The organism is Stieleria neptunia (assembly GCF_007754155.1).
GTDB lineage: Bacteria > Planctomycetota > Planctomycetia > Pirellulales > Pirellulaceae > Stieleria > Stieleria neptunia.
The window spans coordinates 1,004,118-1,024,688 of record NZ_CP037423.1 but is presented as its reverse complement, the minus strand read 5'-3'; the positions used below and the strand labels follow the sequence as shown (position 1 = coordinate 1,024,688).

The 20,571-nt window shown below is 59.8% G+C and carries 16 protein-coding genes and 2 pseudogenes; 14 read left to right on the top strand and 4 right to left on the bottom strand.

Features of this window, described 5'->3' with window-relative positions; genetic code table 11:
- Nucleotides 1-2 precede the first annotated feature (2 nt).
- The 12 genes and pseudogenes from Enr13x_RS03640 to Enr13x_RS03590 all read left to right on the top strand — a co-directional run bounded on the left by Enr13x_RS03640 (nucleotide 3) and on the right by Enr13x_RS03590 (nucleotide 12,648).
- Nucleotides 3-1,127: an acyltransferase family protein gene (locus Enr13x_RS03640; RefSeq protein WP_145384743.1), complete on the top strand. Its 1,125-nt coding sequence runs from the start codon at nucleotides 3-5 to the stop codon at nucleotides 1,125-1,127.
- Nucleotides 1,124-2,287 (top strand): glycosyltransferase family 4 protein, encoded by a 1,164-nt coding sequence (locus tag Enr13x_RS03635; protein WP_145384742.1) that lies wholly within the window; start codon nucleotides 1,124-1,126, stop codon nucleotides 2,285-2,287. The genes Enr13x_RS03640 and Enr13x_RS03635 overlap by 4 nt, the downstream gene beginning before the upstream one ends.
- Nucleotides 2,284-3,216, top strand: a complete 933-nt coding sequence (locus Enr13x_RS03630; RefSeq protein WP_145384741.1) for a glycosyltransferase family 2 protein — start codon at nucleotides 2,284-2,286, stop codon at nucleotides 3,214-3,216. Before Enr13x_RS03635 ends, Enr13x_RS03630 begins: the two co-directional genes overlap by 4 nt.
- A pseudogene (locus Enr13x_RS39625) lies at nucleotides 3,216-3,620 on the top strand (hypothetical protein); the annotation flags it as partial. The gene Enr13x_RS03630 and the pseudogene Enr13x_RS39625, both read left to right, overlap by 1 nt.
- Nucleotides 3,621-3,716: 96 nt before the next feature.
- Nucleotides 3,717-3,851 (top strand): annotated as a pseudogene (locus tag Enr13x_RS39620) (DapH/DapD/GlmU-related protein); the annotation flags it as partial.
- A 59-nt stretch (nucleotides 3,852-3,910) separates the two neighbouring features.
- Nucleotides 3,911-4,984, top strand: a complete 1,074-nt coding sequence (locus Enr13x_RS03620) for a glycosyltransferase (RefSeq protein ID WP_145384739.1) — start codon at nucleotides 3,911-3,913, stop codon at nucleotides 4,982-4,984.
- The gene (locus tag Enr13x_RS03615) at nucleotides 4,981-6,369 is read left to right on the top strand and encodes a phenylacetate--CoA ligase family protein (RefSeq protein ID WP_145384738.1); all 1,389 of its coding nucleotides are present in this window, start codon (nucleotides 4,981-4,983) and stop codon (nucleotides 6,367-6,369) included. The genes Enr13x_RS03620 and Enr13x_RS03615 overlap by 4 nt, the downstream gene beginning before the upstream one ends.
- Nucleotides 6,366-7,355: an endonuclease/exonuclease/phosphatase family protein gene (locus Enr13x_RS03610; RefSeq protein WP_145384737.1), complete on the top strand. Its 990-nt coding sequence runs from the start codon at nucleotides 6,366-6,368 to the stop codon at nucleotides 7,353-7,355. The genes Enr13x_RS03615 and Enr13x_RS03610 overlap by 4 nt, the downstream gene beginning before the upstream one ends.
- Nucleotides 7,352-8,527, top strand: a complete 1,176-nt coding sequence (locus Enr13x_RS03605; protein WP_145384736.1) for a glycosyltransferase — start codon at nucleotides 7,352-7,354, stop codon at nucleotides 8,525-8,527. The genes Enr13x_RS03610 and Enr13x_RS03605 overlap by 4 nt, the downstream gene beginning before the upstream one ends.
- On the top strand, nucleotides 8,524-9,837 hold the full coding sequence (locus tag Enr13x_RS03600) for a glycosyltransferase (protein ID WP_145384735.1): 1,314 nt from the start codon (nucleotides 8,524-8,526) through the stop codon (nucleotides 9,835-9,837). Before Enr13x_RS03605 ends, Enr13x_RS03600 begins: the two co-directional genes overlap by 4 nt.
- 127 nt (nucleotides 9,838-9,964) lie before the next feature.
- On the top strand, nucleotides 9,965-11,185 hold the full coding sequence (locus tag Enr13x_RS03595) for a glycosyltransferase family 2 protein (protein ID WP_145384734.1): 1,221 nt from the start codon (nucleotides 9,965-9,967) through the stop codon (nucleotides 11,183-11,185).
- A gap of 416 nt (nucleotides 11,186-11,601) precedes the next feature.
- The gene (locus Enr13x_RS03590) at nucleotides 11,602-12,648 is read left to right on the top strand and encodes a hypothetical protein (protein ID WP_145384733.1); all 1,047 of its coding nucleotides are present in this window, start codon (nucleotides 11,602-11,604) and stop codon (nucleotides 12,646-12,648) included.
- A gap of 234 nt (nucleotides 12,649-12,882) precedes the next feature.
- On the opposite strand, the gene Enr13x_RS03585 is transcribed toward Enr13x_RS03590, so the two are convergent.
- The 4 genes from Enr13x_RS03585 to Enr13x_RS03570 all read right to left on the bottom strand — a co-directional run bounded on the left by Enr13x_RS03585 (nucleotide 12,883) and on the right by Enr13x_RS03570 (nucleotide 18,242).
- Nucleotides 12,883-13,644 (bottom strand): sugar transferase, encoded by a 762-nt coding sequence (locus tag Enr13x_RS03585; RefSeq protein WP_197455757.1) that lies wholly within the window; start codon nucleotides 13,642-13,644, stop codon nucleotides 12,883-12,885.
- Nucleotides 13,645-13,760: 116 nt separating this feature from the next.
- Entirely contained in the window at nucleotides 13,761-16,055 is a 2,295-nt protein-coding gene (locus tag Enr13x_RS03580) for a GumC domain-containing protein (RefSeq protein ID WP_197455756.1), read from the bottom strand.
- A 772-nt stretch (nucleotides 16,056-16,827) separates the two neighbouring features.
- Nucleotides 16,828-17,922 carry a CNNM domain-containing protein gene (locus Enr13x_RS03575; protein WP_145384730.1) on the bottom strand — a complete coding sequence of 365 codons (1,095 nt, stop codon included), beginning with the start codon at nucleotides 17,920-17,922 and terminating at the stop codon, nucleotides 16,828-16,830.
- A 137-nt stretch (nucleotides 17,923-18,059) separates the two neighbouring features.
- Nucleotides 18,060-18,242: a hypothetical protein gene (locus tag Enr13x_RS03570; RefSeq protein ID WP_145384729.1), complete on the bottom strand. Its 183-nt coding sequence runs from the start codon at nucleotides 18,240-18,242 to the stop codon at nucleotides 18,060-18,062.
- Nucleotides 18,243-18,349: 107 nt separating this feature from the next.
- On the opposite strand from Enr13x_RS03570, the gene Enr13x_RS03565 reads away from it, so the two are divergent.
- On the top strand, nucleotides 18,350-19,537 hold the full coding sequence (locus Enr13x_RS03565; RefSeq protein ID WP_145384728.1) for an App1 family protein: 1,188 nt from the start codon (nucleotides 18,350-18,352) through the stop codon (nucleotides 19,535-19,537).
- Complete coding sequence (locus Enr13x_RS03560) at nucleotides 19,534-20,136, top strand: esterase/lipase family protein (RefSeq protein ID WP_231744070.1); 603 nt, start codon at nucleotides 19,534-19,536, stop codon at nucleotides 20,134-20,136. Before Enr13x_RS03565 ends, Enr13x_RS03560 begins: the two co-directional genes overlap by 4 nt.
- The last annotated feature ends 435 nt before the right edge of the window (nucleotides 20,137-20,571 follow it).

Genomic DNA, 20,571 nt, shown 5'->3' with positions numbered 1-20,571 from the left:
CGATGGAATCGACGAAACCAACCACGACCGCACCCTACATTGTGGAACTCGACGCATTACGGGGAATCGCCGCGATGGCCGTGCTGTGCTGCCATCTGCCGCGCGGGTTTTGGTTCGGTGCGACGGGAGTCGATTTGTTCTTTGTGCTGTCGGGATTCTTGATCACCGGAATCATTCAACGCAATCTCGATCAGCCACAGTTCTTGCGCGCGTTCTACTGGCGCAGAAGCCTGCGGATCCTGCCGCTCTACTATCTGGTGATCCTGATGGCGTACGCCGTCAACTTGATCCGCGCCACGCCCGCCGACACGTCGGGGTTTGGTTACTACTTGGTCTATCTGCAAAACATCCATCAGTACTGGGGCGGGGAAACTCCGCCGGTAGACCTGGCATTGGGCCACACGTGGACGTTGGCGATCGAAGAACAGTTTTATCTCTTTTGGCCCGCCGCACTGTTGCTGCTTCGGGGCCGCTCGAAATGGTGGCTTGCCGGGCTGTTCGTCGTGTTGCCGATTCTGTTGCGCAGCCAGGGTTTACCCAAGACCGTGTTACTGGGACATACCGACAGCCTGGCTCTGGGTGCGATTTTGGCTTGGGTCATGCTTCGCACTCGGTCGGTCAAACGTGAGCGTCAGGCGGTTTGCTACGCGTCGATCGCCTCGGTTAGCTTCATCGTCTATGCGGCGATGTACTGGATTTTGTGCCGGAACAACCCGGCGTTGACCGGCGGCGAATACTTGCAACTGTCCCTGCCGGTTGCCGTCATCAGCCTGGCCTATTTCGGCGTGATCGGACTGTTCGTGTGCATGACCGGAACCCGGCCGCTGGCGGTGTTTCGCAATCGATACCTGGTCAGTCTGGGAACGATCAGCTACGGCTTGTACCTGTACCATTTGGTGTTGTACGAAAACCTGGACACGCTGGTAAAGTTTCGCTGGAAGATGGGCGACCCGTGGTGGCTTGATGTCACCAAGGTGATCGTGTCACTGGCCGTCGCCGCGTTGTCATGGCGGTTCTTTGAACAGCCGATCCTGCGGCTGAAAGATCGCTTCCGCTACAACGACGAATCCGTCGTCGCCAATCAAAGGACGCCGTCACTGGCGGCCCACGGGAGTTCCGGCTCATGAATAAAATCTGCGTCGCCTCATCCGGATTGGGACACGTCGCCCGCGGCATCGAAGCCTGGGCCGATGACCTGGGCAACGCGCTCGCGGCCCGGGGCGAACACGTCATCCGATGCAAGGGTGCGGGTGAACCCGAGTCCGACTTCGACCGCGTCGTTCCCTGCTGGACCCGTGATGCGGCCAAGACCCGGGCGCTGCTGCGGTCGATGCCGCCCGCGCTCGGCTGGCGGATCGGGATGGGCAGCGGCTATGCCATCGAACAGACCACGTTCGCGCGCAATCTGATCAAAGTGCTGCGGTCCGAAGACATCGATGTGCTGCACGTCCAAGACCCCTTCGTCGCGACCCAGGTGCAGAAAGCCTGGCGCCGCGGCCGCATCAAGACACGCACGATCCTGGCCCACGGGACCGAAGAATCGCTGCGGTTTCAACAACAGATCACCTATCTGCAGCACCTCGCGCCGTGGCACCACCAACAAGCCCGCGACGCCGGTTTTGACAAACACACGTGGACCACCATCCCCAACTTTATCGACACCGATCACTTCCACCCCGGCGACGGCGCACCGCTGCGTGATGAATTGCAAATTCCCCGACAAGCACTGGTGGTCCTGGTCGCCGCAGCGATCAAGCGGCGGCACAAACGGATCGATGACGTGATCGATGAATTTCACGCGTTGCTCCACCAACACCCCGAATTGCCCGCCTGGCTGGTCATCGCCGGCGGTCGCGAATCGGAAACCGACGAACTGATCGCGATGGGCAAGCGGCGACTGGCCGACCGCGTTCGATTCCTGGTTCGATTTCCACGAACCCGCATGGCGGACCTGTACCGCGCGGCCGATGTGTTCGCGCTGGGCAGTCTGAAAGAGATGATGCCGATCGCGCTCTTGGAAGCCACCGCCAGTGGTCTGCCTTGCCTGGTCCATCGGCACCCCGTCATGCAGTGGATGATCGGGCCGGGCGGCCGGTCGCTCGATTTGTCCCGGCGTGGCGGCTTGGCCAGCGCGTTGGCCCAGTTGCTGACCGATCGGAATGAAAGACGACAACTCGGACTCGCCGCACGGCAGCACTGCTGCGATCAGTTCAGCACCGACGTGGTCGTCGATCAGATCCTGCGTTACTACCGTCACGTCACCAACGACACGAGGGCGGCCGCATGAGCAACCCTACCGTCAGTGTCGTGATCCCGGCCTACAACGCCTCGGCCACCATCGCCCGGGCGATCGACAGTTGCCTGGCGCAAACGGTACCGCTGTGGCAAATCATCGTGGTCGACGACGGCAGCAGCGACGGCTTGGCCGAGTTCGTCCAGTCGCGATACTCCGATCCGGTCACCCTGATTCGCCAGGCCAATTCACGAACCGCCGCCGCCCGCAATCGTGGGCTCGACGCGGTCACCGGTGACTTCGTCGGATTCCTCGATGCCGACGATCATTGGGAACGCGACAAGATCGAACGCCAGCTTTCGATCTTTGCAGCCTATCCGGAAGTCAACGTCGTCGCGGGGCGGTTCTACAGTCAGTCGCCGGGATTGCCGCCGACACTCAATGAATCCAAATCAAACCGATGGTACGACCGCCCCCTGCGAGCCAGCGGCGCCGACGCCTTCATGCTCGGCACGCTGCACTGGACCGGGACGGTGTTGGTCCGACGCCCCGCCATCGAAAACCTGCGCTTCATTTCCGGTTTGGAACCCGCCGAAGACCGCGACCTGTGGATTCGATTGGCGGCCAACAACACCGTCTACCTGGATTCGCAACCGCTGGCGACTGCGGTCTTGGAACCGGGCAGCCTGTCCCGGGGCAGCATCGAAGTCGACTGCAGCAAGATGCTGGAGGTCATCCAACGCAATCGATCGCTGTTGAGTCTTCCTTCACGGTTGTTCTGGACCTCGTACGTCCGCTATCGCTGGGCGGCGATGGATCCGCAGCCCTCCACGGCGCTGCCGATGTTGATGCGTTCGGTTGCCGGTTGGCCCCTTCCGTTTGCCGGAATGCCCGCCATGAAGCGTCTGGGCAGGCTGAAGCGATTGCTGGTCTTGCTTCGCCAGTCGATGATGCGTCCCAATCAACCCGAAGGAGTGTCGTGATGCGTGACCGAATCAAAACGACGGTTCGATGGTTGTTGCAGTGCCATCTGCCGGTGACCGCGATCAATCGGCCGATCTTTGCGGCGCTGTACCGCATGCACGTCGTCGCGCGCGAGCTGATCGGTTGGGCGGCCAGATTCTGTTGGTACGAACCACTCTTTCGCAGCCAGTGCGTTGCCGTCGGAAAGCGTTTTCGCATGGAGCAATTGCCGTACCTGGTCGGCCGCGGAGAGCTTTCGATCGGCGACGAGGTCACGCTATCGGGAAAGTCGTCGTTTGCGTTCAGTTCGCGGCATTGCGATTCACCGTCGCTGTCGATCGGAACCGGCACGTTCATCGGGCACAACTGCGCCCTGGTCGTCGGCCGCGGTATCACGATCGGCCGCCATTGTCTGATCGCCGGCGGGGTTCGGATCAGCGATTTTGATGGACATCCGATCGACGCAGAGGATCGTCGCAACGGATTGACGACGCCTTCGCACGAGGTTTCCTCCGTCTCGATCGGTGACGACGTTTGGATCGGCCACGGAGCGATCATCTTGAAGGGCGTTCACATCGGCGATCGTGCGATCGTCGGTGCGCGGGCGGTCGTGACCAAAGACGTTCCCGCCGACACGATCGTGGCGGGCAATCCGGCGCGTCACGTCAAATCGCTTGCCCCCGGCGTCGTTCCCTTCTTGACCGAGGACGCCGCATGAGCGCTCAACACGTCGTCCACATTTCGCTCGGAACCCACGTCGGCGGGATGGAAAAACTGCTCGTCGAATTCGCCCGTTTTGCCGATCGTTCGCGATACGAATTGACGTTCGTCTCGCTGCAGCCGCGCGGCGATCTGGCACCCGAGATCGAATCGCATCGCTGGCCCGTGATCGCGATGGACAAAGGCGAAGGCCTCAAGCCCCGGCTCGTCGCACAACTTGCCAAAACGCTTCGCCGAATCAAACCGGACGTCGTCCACACCCACAATACCGCGGCCTATGTCTACGGAGTCGCCGCGGCAAGGATCGCCCGCACCCCCCGCATCATCCACACGCGGCACGGCCAGCGGTTCGATTCTTCGCGTCGCCAGACCACCCTGTTTCGCGGCCTGTCACGATGGGTCGACCGGGTGGTCAGTGTGTCCAACGACGGGGCGAGACTGACGATCGATGAAGGCATCGCGGCGGAGAAAACGACCACCATTTTCAACGGCGTCGACCTGGAACGATTCACGCTCGTCGACAACCGACCACGGGGACGGGCCGTCGTGGTGGCAAGGCTCAGTCCTGAAAAAGATATCGCGTCACTGATCCAGGCGATCCACGTCGCCAAGCAACGCCACTGTCGTCTCGCCTTGGACATCATCGGTGACGGCAGCGAGCGTCAACGCTTGGAAACTCTCACGCAAACGTTGCAATTGTGCGACCAGGTTCATTTCCACGGCATCCGTGACGACATTCCCGCGGTGTTGGCGCAAGCATCCATGTTCGTCTTGCCGTCGGTCACCGAAGGGATCTCGTTGACGCTGCTCGAAGCGATGGCGACCGGTTTGCCGGTCGTCGCCTGCGACGTCGGCGGTAATCCCGAAGTCGTTGCGGACGGGCAAACCGGAATCCTGGTGCCCCCGCGTGATCCCGCGGCGATCGCCGGAGCGATTCAGCGATTGAATGAAGACCCGCTGCTTGTCCGCCGGTTCGGCAGCGAGGGACGTGCCCGCGTCGAAGCCAAGTTCTGTGTTCGAAAAATGGTGCATGCCTACGAGAACCTTTACTCCGCCGAGGCAGCATGATGATCGATTGGGCCTATCAAAAATGGATCCTGCCCGCATTCGAATCGGGAATCAAGCGTCGCAAAACGTTCCATCATTGGCGGGACTTGGAAGCGAGCCAATGGTGGCCACGGCAGCAAATCGAATCCTTGCAAGTGCGGCGACTGCGTGACTTGCTCACCTACTGCAACGCGCATTCGGCCTGGTATCGCGATCGCTGGGCCGATCACGGAATCGACGTCGATGCCGTCTGGTCCCTGGATGATCTGAGATCCTTGCCGATCACCACCCGCGAAATGATCCGCGAAAACGCCGATGCCATTCGATCCCGCTACCCGGGCGTCGCGTTCGTTTCCAAGGCGACCGGTGGGTCCAGCGGTGCCCCGTTGCGGTTCTTGATCGAACGGGACGCCAACGACCGACGCGTGGCGGCGGCCTTTCGCGGATACGGCTGGGCAGGTGCGTCCCCGGGCACGAAACAGTCTCATCTGTGGGGCGTCAATCTGAACAAGCTGCCCTGGCGCCAGCACCTGAAAGAGTGTTTGTACGCCCGATTGCTCTACCGACGTGACATGCTGAACAGTTTTGAGATGTCAGAATCCAATGTCAGCGATTACGTCAATCGACTCAATCGTTATCGCCCCAAGGTCTTGGTCGCTTACGCCAATCCGCTGTTTGTCTTGGCCCGGGCGATCGACGAACGCGGTCTCCGCACCCACCGGCCCGAATCGATCATCGTCGGTTCCGAGAAATTGTACGACCATCAACGGGAATTGATCGAGCGCGCCTTCGGATCACCCGTCTTCGAAACCTATGGCTCGCGCGAGTTCACCCTGATTGCCGCCGAGTGTGATCGTCACCGGGGCTTACACGTGACCAGCGAAAATTTGATCGTCGAAATCGTGGACGACCACGGCAATCCATCCGCCCCCGGTGAAGAAGGTCAAATCCTGGTCACCGATCTGTTCAACACGGCGATGCCGTTTGTGCGTTATGCCATCGGGGATCGCGCCGTGGCGGGTACGGGGGATTGCGATTGTGGTCGCGGGCTGCCGTTGCTGGAAAAAATTGTCGGCCGACAGATGGATGTGTTGAAATTACCCGACGGCCGTCACCTGCCCGGCGCGTTCTTTCCCCACATCATCAAAGACATCCCGGCGATTCGCCAATTCCAAGCCGTCCAGACGCGGCGCGACGTGATCCGATTGCAAGTCGTCGTGGGTGACAACTGGAACGCCGACGACCGCGATGCGCTGCGACAGCGGATCCTTCATCACATCGGTGATTCCTCTCAATTGGAGATTCAGCAGGTCGATCAGATCCAATTGACGGCGGCGGGTAAAATGCGCGTCGTCATCGGCTACTCCGGCCCCCAACGAAGCCACCCATCCAGGATCGCGGGATGAAACGTGCGACGCTGATTTTCGCGATTTTGTATCTCGTGTTGTTGATCATCGGCGCTGCGGTGATGCACTCGAGTCTGAATTCGTATTGGCTGGTCACGCTGTTTCTGTTCTCGCCCCGCTGGGTGGCGGCGCTGCCGCTGCTGTTGCTGGTCCCATTGACCCTCAAGCTTCGATGGCGATGGACGCCGATCTATTTGATTCATGCCTTCGTCGTCCTGTTTCCGATCTTGGGGTTCCAGTTGCCGCGCCGAACCGCAACTCCCACCGGCACGGCGCGAACACTTCGCGTGCTGACTTGCAACGTCGGCGGCGGCACCCTGGATGACCGGCAACTCATTCAATTGATTCACGACAACCGAATCGATGTCTTGATGCTGCAAGAATGCACCCAAGCGGTTTCCGATCCGTTGTTCCGAAAACTGGGCTGGCAACGCCGACAAGCGCATCACGTCGTGATCGGAAGCCCGCTTGATTTGAGCGAGGCGCGCGTGCTCGGCCGGCACTCGGAAAACAATTTCCGAGCCGTGGCCGCGATCGGTTGCGAACTGGGCGGGCCCCAGGGCAGTCGCATTCAATTGGTTTCGGTGCACCTGCCCACGTTTCGACCCGCCTTAGAAAGAATCCAGCACTTGGATTTCGATCGCGGGCCGGACGCGATCCGACAGATGGGCCAACTGCGCCGCGATCTTTCCAGACAGATCGTCGATGCGATCGATGACTCGGAACTCCCCACGATCGTCGCGGGTGATTTCAACTTGCCCGCCGAAAGTACGTTTCACCGCGAGTTTTGGAACCGTTTCCAGAATGCGTTTTCGATCGCCGGAAGCGGATGGGGGTACACCAAGTACACACGCTTTCATGGCGTCAGAATCGATCACGTCCTGGCCGACCGAAACTGGATCGTCCAGAACGCCCACGTCGGCCCCGACTTGGGCGGCGATCATCGCCCCGTGATTGCTGAATTGGCCAGGACGACCACACCATGAACTTGCTGTACATCGCCACCACCTACCCGACGCCCACGAGTCCCCGCCAGGGAATGTTCAATCGCAATCTGGTTGACGCCTTGCGCGTCAACCACCGCGTGCGCGTGGTCGCGCCCGTCCCCTGGGTGGAACGACTTCGTCAACCGAAGCCCCAACCGGGATCGAGTCCTGATCCCTCGTCCGACGTGTCCCATCCCACGTACTTTTATCCGCCGAAGTTCTGGCGAAATCACTACGACGTTTTTTATTGGCGTTCGATCTTGCCGGTGCTCAAGCAGATGCAAAACACGTTCACACCGGATGTGGTGATGGGCTATTGGCTGCATCCCGATGGAAGGGCTGCCGTTCGAGCCGCCGAATTGTTTCACGTGCCGTGCGTCGTGTTTTCCGGCGGCAGTGATTTGCGGGTTCTGCCCCACCACCCCGCTCGCCGGCGAGCCATTCAAAGCGTGCTGTCGGACGCGCAGCGGCTGGTCGTGGTCAGCCGGGACTTGGCCGCGCAAGCGATCCGGCTGGGGATGCCACCCGAAGAGATCGATGTGGTGTATCGCGGCGTCGATCACCGTTGCTTTCATCCCGACGATCGTGAAGAGGCCCGCGACGTTTGTGAATTGCCCCGAGACGCGATCGTGTTGATGTGGTCCGGACGATTGGAATCGGTCAAAAATCCGACGCTGCTGTTTCGAGCGGCTCGGCGGTGGCAAATCAAGTGGGGCGATCGGTTGCGGATCTTGATCGCCGGCGATGGTTCGATGCGAAACCACTTGATCAACCTGCGCTGGCGACTGGGGTTGGATCACTGTGTGCGATTCGAAGGCAACCTCAGCCAACAAGCACTGGCCGTTCGCTACAACGCCGCCGACGCGATGGTCTTGACCAGCCACAGCGAGGGAATTCCCAACGTGCTGTTGGAGTCGATCGCCTGCGGCGTGCCCTTCGTGGCGACCGACGTGGGCGGCGTCTCGGAAATCGCGACGCCGGGTGTCGATCGACTGGTCCCCGACAACGACCTGGATGCCCTGGTCGATGCCGTCGTCGCGCAAATCGAGTCTCCGCCGGATGCCGAACGCGACTTCGTGCCCGACGGCTTGGCGGACATGGCGTCGCGTTTCGAGGCGGTCTTTCACCGAGTCCTCTCGTCGCGAGAGTCGAGAACCGGCAAGGCGGCATGATGACGCGCGATCAGCGACGGATGCTCTTGATCAGCTACGCCTACCCTCCGACCGGCGGGGGAGGGGTGCAACGCAGTGTCAAGTTTGCCAAGTACTTGCCCCGGTATGATTGGCGACCGACCGTGCTGACCGCGGCCGATCCGTCGGTTCCGGTTCGCGACAAGGATCTGTCGATGGAACTGGATCCGCAGACGACGGTGCTTCGCGCCAAAACGCTCGAACCGTCTTACCGGACCAAGCAAAAACTGATCGCGACCGATGATCCGTCATCGATTTCGTTCAAACGTTGGATGAAGCAATGCGTTCGAAAGGCGGGCATGTCGCTGCTGCAACCCGACCCCCAGATCTTGTGGAACCCGTTTGCCGCCCGACTGGCGACACAAACGCTGCGTCAGCTTCCCCATGACGTGGTGTACGTGACGGGCCCACCGTTTTCGTCGTTCTTGCTCGGCCGAACCCTCAAGCGTCGTTTCGGATTACCCCTCGTCCTGGACTTTCGCGATGAGTGGCTGTTGGCCAGCCAGCACTTTGAAAACCACCAACGATCCGGGATCGCGTTTCGACGACAACAGGTGATGCTGGGCAAGGTCTTGCGGGCAGCCGATGCGGTGGTGGCAACGACGCAAGCCAGCGCCGAGGAACTCGCCGGCCAGATCCAAGCGACCGGCGGCCGAGCGTCGGTGCACTGCATCTACAACGGTTACGACGAAGACGATTTGCCAGCCCTGCGTCCGGCCTCGAATCCGTCGGACCGATTGCGGATCGTGTACACGGGAACGCTTTGGAAGTTGACCGACATTTCACCCGTCGTGGATGCGTTGATTCAACTCGCCGCCGCAGATCCCGATTCCGCTTCGCGCATCGATTTGATCCTCGCGGGTCGACGCACGCCCCATCAAGACGCGATCGTCGCCAAACTGGATGCAACCGTCGTCAACGTCCAACGCCACGATTATCTGCCGCACGGCCAGTCCTTGGAATTGGCCGCGTCGGCCGACGTGCTGTTGCTGTTATTGGCCGATGAACCGGGCGCCGAGCGTGTGGTCCCGGCCAAACTGTTCGAATACCTGTCGCTACGAAAGCCCATCCTGTCGGTTTGCGGCAACGGCGAGACAGCCTCGTTGATCGGTCAACACGGGCACAGCTATCGATTCTCTCCCGACCAAACGAATCGCATCGCCGCGTGTTTGGTCACGTTGCTGGCCGAGCGGCCTGTTCCGTCAACAGGTCTTGACGAGGACCTCAGCCAATTCTCACGCCGGCGTCAGACGAGCCAGCTGGCGGCGGTCATGGACGCGGTCAGCCGGTGAGCGGCCGATGTCCTTTTTCCCTCATGGGATCCCTGCAGATTGAGCGTCGAAGTCGGCCCCCGAATGACGAACCTAAAGGGGGTTCGACCGTTGCCGTCACGTCGTGGCCCCTCTCTGGATCCTTGCAGTGCACGCTGTTCTCGTTTTCACGCTCCTCGGTTCTCTGCTGGGGTTATTTTATGCTTACGTCGGTTATCCGATCCTGATTGCCATGCTGGCCCGCATGCTGGGCCGCGATGAACCGCCGACGGTCTCCGACCGGGCGGAGGACCTGCCCGAGATCACGGTCCTGATCGCCGCCCACAACGCCGCGAATCACCTCACCGAACGCATTGAAAACATCTTCGACTGCGACTATCCGCCGGAGCGGTTGCACGTTCTGATCGCCTCCGATGGCAGCACCGATGCGACGCCGCGTCTGGTGTCGGGATTCAACGACGGCCGCGTCAAATCCATTACCTTTCAAACTCGCCGCGGCAAGGCGGCCACATTGGTCAACGCCGTCCAGTCTGTCGCCAGTCCCGTGATTATTTTCACCGACGCGACGACGCGTTTCGACCGCGATTCATTACAGCGGCTGGGGCGACACTTTACCGATTCGACGGTCGGCGTGGTCGCCGGCAAAGTCACGATGGTCGACGGGCAAGGGGCGCCCAGCGAATCACTGTACTGGAAACTGGAAAACAAGATCCGCGGCTTTGAAGCCCGACTGGGAATCACGCTGGGAGCCAGCGGGGCGATCTACGCCATCCGGCGATCGATGTTCGTCGCCCCGTCACGCCCCACGATCAACGATGATCTGGTGCTGCCGATGCTGGCGCGGATGACGCATCAATGTCGACTGGTGTTCGATCCCACCGCGCGGGCGTATTCACCCAGCACCGGCGGGATCCGTTGCGAGTTCCTGCGTCGCCAACGAATCGGTCTCGGCGCGATGCAATGTCTGCCCACGCTGCGTGATCTGCTGCGGTGGAAAAACCTGGACCAGGCAGCCGCATTTGCATCGCACAAGCTGACTCGTTGGTGCGGTCCGTTCCTGTTGATCGCCGCCATGGTCAGCAACCTGATGTTGGCGACCGAGCCCCGCTTTCAATTCCTTCTGCTGTTGCAAGCGTTCGCCTACGGAGCGGCCGCCTATGGCTTGGTGACATCGCGTCGCTCGCTCGCCTCGCGTTTGGCTCGCGCCGGTACGTCGTTCGTCGTCATGAACGCTGCCATCGGCTTTGGAATCTGCCGATATCTGATCGGACATGATACCGTGATTTGGAATCCGACCGAACGATCGAGTTGGAGCCACATCCCCGCGACCTCCGAACCGGTACCTGCAAGCGAAAAGCGTGCCGCTTAGGAAAGACGCGAAACGCGAAAAAGACCAACGATCTCGTCGATGGAGTGTGACGCGGTCCGCGGACAATTTTACGACGTCCTTTCTAGGTCGTCGTCGGGGGTACAGCGGACGACGGCCCGGAAGGGCCGTCGTACTCGAAAAGCTGGACGGTCCGTAAACGCTAGACACCAACGGTTGCGGAATCCCTTTACACTGATGCCAATGCCATTCGGGACCGAACCCTGATTGGCAACGCTGTGAAGCAATTTTTAGCGGTAGGGCGCGAGCGCTCCGGTAGGTCGGCAGCGATGAGGAACCGGAGGGCTCGCGCCCTGCCGCTAACACCCCGTAAAACATAGAAAATAGATGCTTCACAGCGTTTCCGTATTGGGGGAAATTTTGAGAAACAGGGCTCGCCAGTGATGCAAATCCGGGGAATGGGAACGACGACGTTCGCCCGCGCCTATCGCGCGGGACAACGGTCGCTGCCGACCCCCTCGCACGTGTTCGTCTGTGTCACCGACCATTTCGAGCCCGAGCGTGGCCGAGCGGCGTTGGAATTGCAACGACAGCGCGTGGATCGCTGGCTGAACGACTACCCGCGCACGGTCGACGGCTGTTGCGACTCGCGCGGCCGACCGCCACAGCACAGCTTTTTTTATCCGATCGAATGTTACCTCCCCGAGCATCTGGAAAAGCTCGCGACGCTGACGCGGTCGGGCTACGGGGACGTGGAGGTGCACTTGCATCACGACAACGACAACGCCGCGTCCTTGCGTGAGCTTCTGTTGCGGTCGACCGAAACCCTGCACACGCGACACGGACTGTTGCACCGAGACGCGTCCGGCCAGATCCGCTACGGATTCATCCACGGCAACTGGGCGCTGGACAATTCGCACCCCGACGGATGCCACTGCGGCGTCAACGACGAACTGACGGTCCTGCGCGAAACCGGGTGTTACGCCGACTTCACCATGCCCGCCGCTCCCCACGCGGCACAAACACGCACGATCAACAGCATCTACTACGCCATCGACGACCCCCAACGGCCCAAGTCGCACGACACCGGCATCCCCGCAACCGTCGGCGCGGCACGACCGCGGGACGGGTTGCTGATGATCCAAGGTCCGTTGGTCGTTACCCACCGGCGACCCTGGCAAAAACCGCGGATCGAAAATGGCAACGTCGCCGGCTCGCAACCGCTCTCGGAAAACCGAATCGACGACTGGCTCAAAGCACGCGTCATCGTTTCCGGGCACCCCCAGTGGCAATTCGTCAAACTGCACACACACGGCGCGCTGGAAGCCAACACCGAGGTGTGGTTGAGTTCACGGGCCACGGAGTTTCACGCCAGACTGCGGGAAACCGCCGATCGTTACGGATTCAAGTACTACTACGTGACCGCACGGGAGATGGCGGCACTCGTCGCACAGGCCGAACAGGGGCTGGCCGAACCGATCTTCGACGCCGTGAAGCTTTTTTAGCGGTAGCCCGCGAGCCGTCCGGTCGCGTTTCACAAAAACAGCGTGAAAGACCGGAGGACTCGCGCCCTGCCGCTAATACCTCAAGGAACACACGGGGAGAAATGCTTCACCGCGTTGCCCATCATTCTGCCCCGGATCATTCTGCCATCCCTCTGCTGATTCTCACCGATTTCTCAGCAGCGGTTGCTGAGTCGACACGCTGGAAGCCTCTCCCGCACGTTTTCCGTGCGTTGGTCACGCCACGTTCTGCGTCAGCTCGATCGCGGGGTCTTGCTGTGGTGCAGACTCAGATTGCTCGGCCTGCATCGTTGCCGGTCCCATCGGTGCGGCGGCCGTCGGAACACGACGCCGCGATTTCGCCCTCAGTTTGAAGGAGAGCTGCCCCGCGATGTAGGGAAGCGTCGCCAGCAACAGTTTCAGGTCTTGGTACAGACTGGCCGTGCCAATGTATTGCAGATCACACGCGACTTTCTCGGGAATTCCCACGATCGATTCGTCATAGCCCAGTTTCAGTTGTGCCAGACCGGTGATGCCGGGGCGGACCCGAGTGCGTCGCAAGTAACCCGGCACCTCTTCCGCCAAGGTCGACACAAATTCGGGGCGTTCCGGGCGGGGGCCGACCAGACTCATTTCGCCCGCCAGCACATTGATGAATTGTGGCAATTCATCCAGATGGCAACATCTCAACCAGCGGCCCGATCGGGTCACTCGCGAATCGTTCGGGCTGCTCCAGACCGGTCCGGTGTCCTTTTCAGCACCGGTCCGCATGGTGCGAAACTTCCAAATTTGGAAGTTCTTGCCGTTCTTCCCCACACGCACCTGGCGATAGAAAAGAGGGCGCCCATCGCAGACCAGGATGATGAACGCCACGATCGCCATGATCGGGATCGCGACCGACATCAACAATGCCGTGATCACCCATTCAACGAACGGCTTTGCACGAAAGTACTTCGTCGGCACCACCAACGACTCGTCTGCCGGCTCAACCGTCACCATGGAGGGCGCCATCGAAGACGCCGCGGATCCAGGTCGATGGGGCGGATGGAGAAACAAGTCTGAATCCGCTGCAAGAGCCACGAGTGATGGTACCGGGGAGGGCAAAGTGGGTTCACTCATGAAGGGGTCACGTCCTCGATTTGGGTTGCCATGGAGTCGGAATTTGGGGGGGCCGCTTGCGATTCTCCGTCGGTGCGCACCCGACGCAGTTCATCCTGCAATGCGTCGATTTCCAGACGCAGCGCCGTCTCGTTTTCGGTATCGTCGGATGCGGGCGAAGACGTCGCAGCGGTCGTGGATCGATCGGGATCCAAACGCAGACCGGATTTGCCCGTGCCTGAATAAACAATGGAACCGCTGAGCGTGATTCCCGATTGGCGGGCCGACTCTTCGCACAGCACCAGTTGATTCCAGCGGCTGTCATCGACGAACACGGCAAACACACTCGAATCGACTTCTTCGGCGAGCAACGCCCCCTCGGCCGACCCCATCAATGACGGGCCGTTGACGACGATCGCGTCGTAGCGTGGCCGCAGGACGCCGATCACGTGCCGCAACGTTCTGGGATCAATCCACGTCTGATCGTCGTCGATGGTCCCGATCGGCATGAAATCCACCTCGGTTTGATTCGTCGCAACCAACACCTCCGCGATCGTCTCCACCGCAGGAGCCTGGTTGCCGACGGGTAGTTGCCGGATTCCCCTGGATCGCGATGCTCCGAGTGCGTGGCTCAGCTGCCCCCGGTCGGTATCGCAGTCGATCAACAACACTCGACGATGGAAACTTCCCAGCAGGACGGCCATTTCTTGTGAAACCAGCTGACGCGGCTCGTTCGCGACGCAACTGGTGACCATCAGCGTGACGCTGTCCGCGGCATCCTGGTTCCGCAAAAAGACTCGTGCAACCGCCTCTCGCACACCGCCGCTCATTTGTTTTTGCCGCAACCCGAAGCCGAACTTGGACTGCGTGGCCGCATAGGAATTCGTGCCAAAGACGGGGAATCGTGATCGAGAAACCAGATCACGAGGGGATCGCACGCGACAATCCCGCCATTCCAGGTACCCGACGGCGAACATGATCAGCATCCATCCGCCCGCCCCGCTGGCCGCGGCCGCCCTCAGTTGACGCGAATGATTCGCTTGCGTGGGCAGCGTCGCCAGGGACTGCAGGGCGACACGAGGTTGCGATTGTCCTTCGATCCTAAACTCCTGCAGCGTCTTCCAAAGTCCGTCGGCCAGACGACTTTGCCGATCGACCGCGTGACGGGACATGTCCAGCGGCACAGCGGTTTTCGGGGCCGCACGGGCAACGACAGAATTCAGTTCGGTCAAACGTTCCCGCAGAAACTCTTTTTCGCTGCGATTCAATTCGATCTGCTGCTTGAGCTTCGCAAACAACTGCTGGTGTTCCGATTGGGCCTGGATCAGCAGCGTCTCGCTGATATCGGCGCGGGTGCGTTGAATCAATTGCTCCAGTTCTTCGGCAAACCGGTCGCGTTGGTCCGTCAGCCGACGCATCTGTGGCGAGTCCGCACTGGCGGCAATCTTTTCCATCTGCTGGCACTGCAGTTCCAAGCCCATCAGCTGCTTGCGCCCCGTGCTGACCTCGCGGTTCTGCCGCAACAATTTTTCGACAACGTCATCGCTGACCGTGGGCTGTTCACCATGGCTTGCCTGCAACTCGTCCAGCTGGCTTTGCAGCTGGCTGCCCCTGAGCTGTGCCGCTTGCAACTGTTGGGCGTAATCACGATAGGATTGAAACTGCAATTCGTCACGAATGGTCAACGATTCAGCACTGTCCGAGCCCACCGATCGGGCGACGCTATTGAGGTCTTCCCAGAGCTTGTCCAGCTGCATGTCCGCCGCCACCACGGCTTGCTCGAGCTGGGCTTCACGCAGCTTTCGATCCGACGAAATCCGGTGCGTGATTTCGTCCAGATACGCCCGGGTGATCGCGTTGCAAAACGCTTGGGCGACCAGCGGCGTTTCGTGATGCACCGTGATGCTGATCACTTCGGATCCCGATTGGGTCTCGACCCGCAACAACCCGTCCAGCCATTCGACGCGGTTTCCATCGGGGATCACATCGGTCAGCTGCTGGACTTCGTCGTCATCAAAGGCGGCCGAAAGGACTTGATGGGATCGCACCAAAGCGGCCTGGGAGCGAAAGAAGGCGATGTCTTCTGCCCGCGAGGTCTGCGGGGCAAACACCACGTTTTGCTTCTCGCGCACACGCACCAATGCCTCGGCATGATAGTTCGGTCGGATCCACGCCCAGGCGGCCATCGCCAGCGTGGCCGCGAACACGCTGCCGACCACGAACGTCAGCGCCGCGTGGTGGCGGCAAGCCAACATCAGGTCGCTGAATTCAGGGATACCGCGATGAAACGACGCCCCGATTGCTGGGGCCATCGTAGGTGCTTGACCGCCAGACGCCGTCATGCGGCGCCCCTCATCGGCTGGGGATTCGATTTGCATTGAGTTTGGTTTGTTGCTCGCTTCGTCTCGATCATCTGCTGCATTCGGTCGCCGTGTCTGGAAAACAAAACACACCCGGCGACTGAATCAGTGGTGGCACGAACCCCCTGACGATTTTTCGTCATCCGCGGGGGTGCTTGTGAGAGAAATGCGCCTTCCCCGCACAGGGGCAGCAACCGCACGACCTTCAATCAACGGGACGTTTTCCGTGTTCGGCAAACCGATCCGCAATTTGCGCAACACACGCGACGCCATGAGGTTCACCGGACAAACACGCGTTCTGATTCATCGCGTCGACCACACCGTCCGCAATCCCTCCCTCGTTCCAGGGCATCCCCTCGTTCCAGGGCATCCCCTCGTTCCAGGGCTCCGCCTTAGAACGCCATGCCGGTGTGGCTCGGGACGTCGATTCTTTTGCTGCAGCTTTTGGCAACCGATTTAAACTCTCTCCCTCTGGGAGAGACGGCGTTTGCGCAGCAAGCAAACGCCAGAGAGGGCAATGTCAATGCAAGCAGATGCTCTCCTGCCCGCCGACGACTGCGACGGCATGACCATGGCGCACCAGTTGCCTCGGCTCGCAGCACCAGGATCTCGATCGCCAGCCCACACCACAGCAAACGAGTGCTTCGTCAACGGTATCGCGGGATCGATGATGATTCAGTGGAGTCAGCTAGGATTTATAACTCCGACGTGCATTCGACGGGGTTTAGGATGACTGCCCATCTTCGGTCGTGGGTGGAATGACTTCGGCAAACTTTGCGGTGCCCTGTCTTTCGGCGCGGTCTCGCCTGCGCTCGCGGGCGAGTTTCTGCATGTCAACTTGGGCGTCTTGTTCATCCACAATCTCCAGCCCCAGCAGCGTTTCGACCACGTCTTCGAGCGTGACAATGCCCTCCATTCCACCGTATTTATCCGTCACCAATGCGATGTGTTCACGCTGATTCAACAACACTTCAAACGTGTCCGCGATCGAATCGTGTTCTTCCACTGCGATCAACTTGCGAGAAAAATCGGCGAGCGTCTTGTCGGTTTCCCCCGCCAGCAACGCGAGCATGATGTCATTTTGCAGGACAAAGCCGACGACGTTGTCGAGCCGCTTGTCATAGATCGGAATTCGAGAGACAGGAAGTTTTCGTAGCTCCTCGGCAAACTCAGACAGCATCGTCGATTGTTCACGAGCAATCACAACGGTTCGCGGTGTCATCACATCCTCGACAGACACCGAATCCAGCTTCAACAAATTTTTTAACACGCTCGACTCGCGTGTCCCCAACACTCCTTCCTGGGTTCCCAGCTCGGCGATGGCCGCGACCTCGCCCCGCGTCACCAGTTCTCGGTCGCCACCGCTGGATAAAACTTTGGTGATCGCTTCGGACAACCAGACCAGCGGCAGCATCAAGAGGATCAATCCGTCGATGAATCCGGCAACGACGCCCGCCAACTTTCGCCAGTGCATGGCGCCAATCGTCTTTGGAATGATTTCGCTAAAAACGAGAATCAGTAGCGTCAGCACCGCACTCGTCACGCCGACCCACTGGCTGCCGTAAACCTTGGCCGCTTGTGCCCCCACCCCCGCCGCACCGACGGTGTGAGCAATCGTGTTCAAGCTGAGAATCGCTGCCAGGGGACGATCGACGTTCTCCTTCAGCCGAATGATTCGAGCCGCCGACTTGTTGGGATCACGTTTTCGCTCCGCAAGATAGCTGGGCGTGATCGAAAGCAAAACCGCTTCGGCGATCGAACAAAGAAATGAAAATCCAATCGCAATCGTCAGGTAGATCAGTAAGAGTGCAAAGTCCATCGGTGGTCACCAGTTCCTGCGTCGCGTTGGAGATCCAGTCGGCCATGGCGGCTGAACCCGCTTCGACCACGATCGGGCCATCGGATGCCATACCTTCATTTCGAATGATATCCGACCAATGCCTTCTTCGGTAGAAGTCACCCCTCAAGCCGCATGGGACGTCGTCCCTTGGCCACCGCCTGCGATTGCAGCATCGCTTCGACCGCGTCGGCAAGCTTGCGTGCATCGTCACGACTTCGGACATCGGTGATGCCGAGACCGCGAACTGCGCCCCAAAAAATCGCAGCGAAGGGGCCAACTTGGTTGATTACCAGCCACATCCGTATGTCCAGTGATCGGAATTCGAACTTATCCACAACATTTGGTCCATTCGGTCTGCCTTTTGCGGTGTTAAAACAGACAACTCGTAGAAAACCTTGGAGAAACGATGAAACCGGAAAGCACGTCGAGCTGGCGAGAGGAGTTACAGGGAATCATGACTCGATCGGTCGCATCGGTGGATGATCTTGCCGATGTGCAGATCCGCCGACTACGAAAGCGGCTCGGTCGATCTGGACGACCAAAGATTCAACCCTATACCGGCTATGCGACCGCCGACACGATTCACCTGCACGGCCGCATACTGACCAACCCGCCACTGGACGCGAATTTTCGTAACGATCGCTGGTGGCACAATCTGGCCAATACGATCCAACGTTTCGCCAGTGACGAGGTGCCCGGCGTTACAATTCGGGCCAATTTTGGAACGGCGACCGGCGTGGCGACCAGCGACAACGAAGGCTACTTTCATCTGACAATGGATCGCAGCGAAATCGTCGATGCCATGCCGTTCTGGTCCGATGCGGTCCTTGCGGTTGTCGATCATCCCCTGACAACCGCAATCGAATCGGCAACGACCAGCAAGGTGATGGCGGTGCCGGACGAGGCAGAGTTCGTGTTGATCAGCGATGTCGACGATACGATTCTGCACACCGGGGCGACAAACATCGGCACGATGGCCAAGTTGACGTTCTTTAGCAATGCCCGAACGCGTGCACCGTTGCCCGGCGTGGCCGGATGGTACGAAGCGATGCACCGTTCGTCCGACGATGGAAATCCCACCAATCCACTGTTCTACGTCAGCAGCTCTCCCTGGAATCTGTATGATCTACTGCAGGACTTCATCGAAGTGAACGCGATTCCCGAAGGTCCGATCCTGTTGCGAGATCTCGGATTTGATGACAACAAATTCCTCAAGGGCGGACACGACCACAAACTCGACAAGGTGCGGCGATTGATGCACGAATACCCGAATTTGCCGTTTGTACTGTCCGGTGATTCTGGCCAGGAAGACGCGCGGTTGTACGCGACCGCGGCCGCAGAGTTTGGATCACGCATCAAAGCGATTTTCATTCGCGACATCGACCCCATGGGGGATAGCGAGCACGATTTGAAAGTCGACCGACACATTCACCAGAGCGAAAACATCGGTGTGCCGATGTTTGCGATCAAGGACAGCGTCGAAGCGGCTCGACACTGCGTTGATCTGGGATTGCTGGACGCCTCGCAACTTTCGGCAATCGAGACGGCCACACGCCGCGACGAACAACGTTCGGCGCCTCTGTTGAAGCCATGACCGACATGACCGATTCGACACCTGTTGTTCTGGTTCCCGGTTTTATGTCGCCGGCGTGGATGATGTGGCCGATGGCAAAGTACCTACAGGGGGCATTCCGGCAAGTCGTGCGTTGGGATTACCCCCGGATCTTCACGGACTTGGACACCAGTGTGCGGTCCTTGGCGGAACAGTTCTGTGCGTTTGATCGACCTGACTTCGCGATCGTCACCCACAGTTTCGGTGACTGGCTGACGCGATCGGCCATGCACAAGATCAAACCACCTCGACAGATCCGGTTGATCTCCGTTTGCCCCGTGACAACCGCGGTGCCAATCGTCCAGCGGACGCGATACCTCTCAAAATACATCACGCCCGAGTTTCGAATCATGTCCGTCGCGTCATCTGCCGAAGTGCCATTGCCGGACGATCTGGATATCTTCCGCACGGTGATTCACGCCAAGGGTGAAGTGCTGGTTCGACAGCAACCCAGCGATGACCAGCGTTTCGTGTTCGGCTCTCACAATTCGGTCTTATTTCAACCCAACGTGTGGAAATTGGTTCGCGATGAGTTGCAACGACCGGATGATGTTTTGTCGTCAATCGATCGTGCCGACTGAGTCGACGGCGCTAGAGGTCTGTCGATCTAGATGGGAGCTGCTGAATCAATGGTGAGCCGCTGGCCGTAAGGCCTCGGGCAGGCACCGCGGTGCCCGGCCACTTATGCGTCACGTGGCTCACAAAACCGACAGCCCGCTAATTTCTACGATGCACTCAGCAAACCTTAGTGCGTTCCGCTATCGACAGACCGCAATCAGACCAGATCGTTTCCGCTAAAAGCTGGTAGCGGGGTTGTCTGCCAACTAAAACTGACAGTTCGCTCCCGGCGAAAACCGTTTCCGCACGATCCAATCACCGCACGAACCCATGGTCGCGTTGACGGTTGTCGTTCGTGCCATGCCGAGACAAAGTGGTGCTGTCCCGCTCAGGGGCCTCCCCTGGCATACCGCTCAACACCGACGTCGCAATCGAATGAGTGAACCCACCGACGTGAA

Excerpts from the sequence above, each read along its gene's own strand:
- Enr13x_RS03640 (WP_145384743.1), top strand. The coding sequence starts at position 3 with ATGGAATCGACGAAACCAACCACGACCGCACCCTACATTGTGGAACTC.
- Enr13x_RS03635 (WP_145384742.1), top strand. The coding sequence starts at position 1,124 with ATGAATAAAATCTGCGTCGCCTCATCCGGATTGGGACACGTCGCCCGC.
- Enr13x_RS03630 (WP_145384741.1), top strand. The coding sequence starts at position 2,284 with ATGAGCAACCCTACCGTCAGTGTCGTGATCCCGGCCTACAACGCCTCG.
- Enr13x_RS03620 (WP_145384739.1), top strand. The coding sequence starts at position 3,911 with ATGAGCGCTCAACACGTCGTCCACATTTCGCTCGGAACCCACGTCGGC.
- Enr13x_RS03615 (WP_145384738.1), top strand. The coding sequence starts at position 4,981 with ATGATGATCGATTGGGCCTATCAAAAATGGATCCTGCCCGCATTCGAA.
- Enr13x_RS03610 (WP_145384737.1), top strand. The coding sequence starts at position 6,366 with ATGAAACGTGCGACGCTGATTTTCGCGATTTTGTATCTCGTGTTGTTG.
- Enr13x_RS03605 (WP_145384736.1), top strand. The coding sequence starts at position 7,352 with ATGAACTTGCTGTACATCGCCACCACCTACCCGACGCCCACGAGTCCC.
- Enr13x_RS03600 (WP_145384735.1), top strand. The coding sequence starts at position 8,524 with ATGATGACGCGCGATCAGCGACGGATGCTCTTGATCAGCTACGCCTAC.
- Enr13x_RS03590 (WP_145384733.1), top strand. The coding sequence starts at position 11,602 with ATGGGAACGACGACGTTCGCCCGCGCCTATCGCGCGGGACAACGGTCG.
- Enr13x_RS03585 (WP_197455757.1), bottom strand. The coding sequence starts at position 13,644 with ATGGTGACGGTTGAGCCGGCAGACGAGTCGTTGGTGGTGCCGACGAAG.
- Enr13x_RS03580 (WP_197455756.1), bottom strand. The coding sequence starts at position 16,055 with ATGGCCCCAGCAATCGGGGCGTCGTTTCATCGCGGTATCCCTGAATTC.
- Enr13x_RS03575 (WP_145384730.1), bottom strand. The coding sequence starts at position 17,922 with ATGGACTTTGCACTCTTACTGATCTACCTGACGATTGCGATTGGATTT.
- Enr13x_RS03570 (WP_145384729.1), bottom strand. The coding sequence starts at position 18,242 with ATGTGGCTGGTAATCAACCAAGTTGGCCCCTTCGCTGCGATTTTTTGG.
- Enr13x_RS03565 (WP_145384728.1), top strand. The coding sequence starts at position 18,350 with ATGAAACCGGAAAGCACGTCGAGCTGGCGAGAGGAGTTACAGGGAATC.
- Enr13x_RS03560 (WP_231744070.1), top strand. The coding sequence starts at position 19,534 with ATGACCGACATGACCGATTCGACACCTGTTGTTCTGGTTCCCGGTTTT.